Origin of the sequence: Heliobacterium mobile (assembly GCF_009720735.1) — a bacterium.
Classification (GTDB): Bacteria; Bacillota; Desulfitobacteriia; order Heliobacteriales; family Heliobacteriaceae; genus Heliobacterium; species Heliobacterium mobile.
The window spans coordinates 1-1,135 of record NZ_WNKU01000097.1 but is presented as its reverse complement, the minus strand read 5'-3'; the positions used below and the strand labels follow the sequence as shown (position 1 = coordinate 1,135).

General features: G+C 52.7%; 2 rRNA genes. Both read left to right on the top strand.

The annotated features are described in order from the left end of the window. Positions 1–200: ribosomal RNA gene (locus GJ688_RS19830) — 16S ribosomal RNA — on the top strand; the annotation flags it as partial. A gap of 397 nt (positions 201–597) precedes the next feature. Further along, a 23S ribosomal RNA gene (locus GJ688_RS19825) occupies positions 598–1,135 on the top strand; the annotation flags it as partial.

Genomic DNA, 1,135 nt, shown 5'->3' with positions numbered 1-1,135 from the left:
CTAGTAATCGCGGGTCAGCATACCGCGGTGAATACGTTCCCGGGCCTTGTACACACCGCCCGTCACACCACGAAAGTTGGCAACACCCGAAGTCGGTGAGGTAACCTTTATGGAGCCAGCCGCCGAAGGTGGGGTCGATGATTGGGGTGAAGTCGTAACAAGGTAGCCGTATCGGAAGGTGCGGCTGGATCACCTCCTTTCTATGGAGACTCGTCACGGTAGAGGATGAACTTTGCTAGTTTACTGGTGAAGGGATATCACCTCTATGCAGTGAGATGTCGAGGTCGAACGCACGCAATGCAATACAACTGTTTGATTTTGAGGGACTGGAGGAACTTACCGGTTGAAAAGCTCAACTGAGTGTAGCAAACTCTTAATTCCGGTGATGAACCGGACGGACCTCAGATTGTTCCTTGAAAACTGCACAGAGGTAAAGTAAAGCGCAAAGCAATGATGATCAATGCGTCAAGCTTTCATACTCAACGGTGATGTCCTATTGCAGTATCGACACCATAGTCTTTGGACGAAGTGTCTCACTGCAAGTATGATTCACCACGGTAAGTAAGATAGACGAAGCGATCATTCATTAGAAAATAAGGTCAAGTTAGTAAGGGCATACGGTGGATGCCTAGGCGCTGAGAGGCGAAGAAGGGCGCGGATAACTGCGAAAAGCCACGGTGAGCCGTAAGCAGGCATAGACCCGTGGATACCCGAATGGGGCAACCCGTCCGGAGTCATATCCGGACATCGTACACTGAATTCATAGGTGTGCGAAGCCAACCCGGGGAACTGAAACATCTAAGTACCCGGAGGAAAAGAAATCAAGCGAGATTCCCCCAGTAGCGGCGAGCGAACGGGGAAAAGCCTAAACCGTCTCTTCGGAGGCGGGGTTGCGGGACCTTCACCACGAACGAATCATCCTAGTCGAAGCGGTCTGGAAAGGCCCGGCACAGCAGGTAACACCCCTGTAGGCGAAAGGACGAGACGTTCCGAAGGGATCCCAAGTACCGCGGGGCACGTGAAATCCCGTGGGAATCCGGGGGGACCACCCTCCAAGGCTAAATACTCCTCAGCGACCGATAGTGAACCAGTACCGTGAGGGAAAGGTGAAAAGCACCCCGGAAGGGGAGTGAAA